Source organism: Weissella sp. DD23, from assembly GCF_001579105.1.
Lineage (GTDB): Bacteria > Bacillota > Bacilli > Lactobacillales > Lactobacillaceae > Weissella > Weissella cibaria.
Map to the genome: position 1 here is coordinate 96684 of NZ_KQ970392.1, position 5028 is coordinate 101711.

General features: G+C 49.0%; 1 protein-coding gene and 1 tRNA gene. Both read left to right on the forward strand.

Annotated elements, in window-relative coordinates; all coding sequences use genetic code 11:
- A partial coding sequence (locus WEIDD23_RS13500) for a hypothetical protein (RefSeq protein WP_197458816.1) occupies positions 1 to 4777 on the forward strand: 4777 nt, incomplete at its 5' end.
- Between the two features lie 174 nt (positions 4778 to 4951).
- Positions 4952 to 5024, forward strand: a tRNA-Val gene (locus WEIDD23_RS04820).
- The last annotated feature ends 4 nt before the right edge of the window (positions 5025 to 5028 follow it).

A 5028-nucleotide genomic window follows, 5' to 3' on the forward strand; every position in this document is an offset into this window, starting at 1 on the left:
GGCTGATGCGCAACAACAAAGCGCCACGAATTTGGCAACAGCTAAGGATGATGCCAAGGAAGCCATTAACCAAAATTTGAGTGACATTGACGATGATATTACCCAAATTACGGCTGACATCGATGCGCTTGAACAAATTGCCACGGATAATCCAACTAATACAACGATTGCAGATAAATTGGCCGATGCCAAGGAACAGTTAGCAGCGGCAGAAACAGCTAAGGACGCTGCTCAGCAGGCGTTGGATGCGATTGATGAGCAAACGACACTTGCTGACGTGGCAACGCAAGAAAAGGCTGGTGAAACGGCATTGGCTGATGCTGACACAGCGCAACAAACGGCCGACCAGGATTTGGCAACGGCCCAAGACGAAGCAGCCAAAGATTTGGTAGCTGATCAGGTGGCAGGCAAAGCGACGGTCAATGAGACCATCAAGTCGATTCAAGATGCCATCACGACGATTACGGATGATATTGCGACGTTAACGGATCTGGCAGATAAGAATCCAGCGGATACCCAAATTGCTAATGATTTGGCTGATGCTAAGGAGCAGTTGGCGACGGCAGAAACAGCGCTGACCGATGCGCAAGATCAATTAGCAGCGATTGATGCGGCCAAGGTACCGGCGGATGTTGATCAGGCAGTTGCCACCGCACAAACGGCAGGTGAGACAGCAACGACTGCGCAAACAACAGCTAACCAAGATGTCAGCGATGCGCAGACTAAGCATGATGCCAATTTGGCAGCGGCTAAGGAGACGGCAACGGACACGATTCAAACAATTGTTGATGGCCTAGCGGATAACATCGCCCAAATTACGGATGATATTACAACGCTACAAGGTTTGGCTGATAAGAATCCGGGTGACACGGTGATTGCAGATAAGTTGGCCGATGCCCAGAATCAATTAACTGATGCAACTGCCGCACAGAACGACGCGCAAAATCAGTTGGATGCGATTGCCGATCAGCCGACTATGGCTGCGGTTGATCAATTGGTTACGCAGGCCCAAGCTGATCAAACGGCTGGATCAGATGCACAAACGGCTGCTGATAATGATGTGACGGCTGCCCAAACGCAGTCAGACCAGAATTTGGCGGCGGCTAAACAAGCGGCGACCGATCAAATGACAAATCAATTAACACAAATTGATGAGAACATTACGCAGATTGAAAGTGACATCGATGCTTTGGAACAAATTGCGGCGGACAATCCGGATAATGCGCAAATTCAGGCCGATTTGGCCGATGCGCAGGAGCAGTTGCTTAATGCGCAAGACGAGCGGGCAACGGTTGAAGACGCCCAAACAAAGCTGGCTGATCAGACAACGTTGGCGGATGTGGCTGATTTGCAGACGACGGCAGACAATGCCGTTAAGCAAGCCGCGGATGCGCAAACGGCCGCGGATAATGATGTAACTGATGCCCAAGCGCAAGCTGCTAAGGACTTGGCACGCGATCAAGCAGATGCAAAGACGGCGATTAATCAAAATATTGCGGTCATTCAAAATGACATTGACGTGATTCAAGATGACATTGCAACATTGCAGGATTTGGTGGATAAAAATCCAGGTGATGACACGATTGCAGCTAAATTAGCTGATGCCCAGCAACAATTGCAGACGGCTGAAAGTGCGCTAGCGACGGCCCAGGATCAATTGGCAGCTGTTGATGCGGCCAAGGTGCCAGCAGATGTCCAAACGGCTGTTGACGCGGCATCGACTGCGCAAACGGCGGCAGATAATGCGAAGACGACAGCTGACCAAGATGTAACTGATGCCCAAGCCCAGCACGAAACGAACTTGGCAGCTGCTAAAGCGACAGCTGATGACACCATCGCGGATCAAATCGCGCAAATGCAAGATGACTTGGCAGCGATTCAAGCTGATGTTGCTTCGTTGACGGAGATTGCTGCGAAGAATCCTGATGATACATTGATTGCGGCCCTCCTGGATGATGCTAAAGCGCAAGAAACGCTCGCACAAAATAAGTTGGCGGATGCACAAAAGCAAGCTGACGCGGTTGCGGATGCGCCAACCATGGCGGCCGTGACTGACTTGACGGATGCCGTGACACAGGATGCTGCGGCGACAGCCGACGCGCTGACTCAATCTGACCGTGATGTGAGCGACGGACAAATGAAGTCGGATGCTAATTTGGATGCGGCAAAGACGGCGGCTGATGTGGCGTTGGCTGACAATATTGCGCAAATTAAGCAAAATATCAGTGATATTCAGGATGACATTGCGACGTTAACTGATTTGCAAGACAAGAATCCAGGTAACACGGTGATTGCTAACTTGTTGACGGATGCGCAAACGCAATTGGCAGAGTCGCAACAGTCATTGGCTGATGTCACGAATCTTGCGAACCAAGTGGAAGATCAACCAACTTTGGCTGATGTGCAAAAAATTGTGGATGCGGCGCAAACGCAAACTGATTATTCGGATGGGGATGCAACGCAAGCACAAACCGACGTTGATAAGGCGCAAGCTGAGTCAAATGCTAAGTTGAATGATGCTAAGCAAGCCGCGACAACGGCTGCTAACCAAGCTTTGCAGGACATTCAACAAAGCATTGCCGGTATTCAAGAAGACATTCGTCAACTTGAACAGTTAGTGACTGATAACCCGGGTGATACGACAATTGCAAATGCGTTGGCTGATGCGCAAACACAACTCGACACAGCACAAGCGACGCAGAAGGATGCGCAACAGCAGGCAGCTAAAATTGCAGATGCCACGACCCTGGCTGATGTTACGGCGGTAACAGATCAAATCGCTCACGACGAGACTAGTGCGGGTGTTGATAAGGAAGATGCAGATGCTGCGTTAGCAACTGGTCAACAAAAATCAGCCGAAAACCTAGCTGCGGCGAAGGATGCGGCCAAGCAAGATTTGCAGGATAATATTGACGCTATTCAGAATGACGTTGCTGAAATCCAAAAGATTGTTGAGACAATCACGGATATTGCAAATAAGAATCCAAATGATGCGGATATTCGTGCCGCACTAACGAATGCCCAGAATCAATTGGATAAGGCGAATGATGCGTTGACGGATGCCAAGCAACAATTAGCAACGGTTGATGATGCCAAAACATTGGCACAGGTGGCTGAAAAGACAGCGGCAGGGGATGCTGATGAAAAGCGTTCTGATCAAGCTGTGGCGGATGCGCAAACCGAGTTGAAGCAGGCCGGTGCCAAGTCAGCTGATAATTTGGCGGATGCGGTTGCGGATGCGATGAAGCAAGCTGATGCTAGTTTGGCAGCGATTCAGGCAGACATTGAGCAGATTAAGGATGACATTTCACAAATTCGTGCGATCGCTGCGAAAAATCCGGATAATCAAAAGATTGCAGATTTGCTCGCGGATGCTAACATGCAATTGACGGAAGCACAAAGTCGCTATCAAGCGGCCCAAGCAGCTAAGACTGAATTGCAGGATAAGAATCAAACGACGACCTTGGCGGATGTTACCGAAAAGTTGCAGACGATCAGTGATAAGACGACTGCAGCTGATGTGGATCGGAAGCAGGCTGACCAAGATTTGGCGAATGCGAAAGTGGCGGCAGCTGATGATTTGGCAGATGCTAAGCAGCAAGCAACGGATGCGATTAACCAACAACTTGACCGTATTGATGAACAAATCAAGCAAATTGAGCAGGACATTGCAGATCTGAATGATTTGGCTAAGCAACATCCAGATTCTCAGGCGGTTAAGGAAGCGTTGGCGGATGCCAAGCAACAGTTGGGTGATGCGCAAGATGCTAAGCAAACGGCGCAGGATCAATTGCAACAGATTGGCCAAGCAACAACGCCAGATGCGGTTAATAACCTAAATGATGCCGCCCAAGCAGCCGGGGTAGCCGTGACAGATGCGGTTAAGGCAGCGAACCAAGACTTGGCAGATGCAAAGGCGTCAGTCGCCAATGAGATGGCAACAGCCAAAGATGCAGCTAAGGATGCCGTACAACAACAAATTAATCAGTTAACAGATAACGTGAAGCAGATTCAAGATATTGTTGATCAATTACAAAATTTGGTTAACCAGCATCCTGGAAATCAAGCTTTAGCTGATAAATTAGCGAGTGCACAGACACAACTTAAGGTTGCGCAACAGGCATTGGATAATGCCCGTGATCAGCTGGCAGCAATTGATGCAGCGACAACGCCAGCTGATATTGCAAAGGCCATTAACCAAATTAAGGTCGACCAAGTAGTAGGTCAGCAAGCGCTACAAACAGCGCAACAGCTACTAGCGGACGCACAAACCATCGCGGCAGGTCTATCGACTACGGCGACGGTTGTACAAGCAGTGTCGGCTGGTCAAACCGTACCAGCGTCAGCAATGTTGGCGTACACAGTACCACAGACGGTGGCGGTGCCTGGACCGGTTGTGACGGTTACGACAACTGGTGCGCCTGAGTATCGTTGGGCCGGCATGCCGGTAACATCGATTGATCAAGCGACACCAGCTGTTGGTCAAACAATTGGTGAACGGACATTGGCTGGGGCAGCCGCTTACCGTGCGCTAGATAATAAGGGCGCCCGGATTCAGGATCGACGGGTTGCGTTATCAGATATTAACCAGACGCAGCAACAAGATGGTCATGCATCACTATTGCGCCATGGTTGGCGGATGCCTTACTACTTATCAGGCCGCTTCATGAATGATTGGCACTTGAATGCAGCCAATGTGGTGACACTATTATTCTTTGGAAGCTTCCTTGGATGGTTCTTTTTACCAGCCAAAAAGAAAGAAAATGAAGAAGAATAGTTAATCATAAATGCTTATATAGCAAGGGTTTATAGCAAATGCACACAATGAATATTCATTGTGTGCATTTTTATTTTAAAAAAGGGGTTGCAAAGGTGTAGATATGTATGTATAATAATTTTTGTTGTTGAGCGAGGTTATCAAAAACAAAGCGAAGCACGAAACAAATATCATGGACGTTTAGCTCAGCTGGGAGAGCACCTGCCTTACAAGCAGGGGGTCACAGGTTCGATCCCTGTAACGTCCATTGG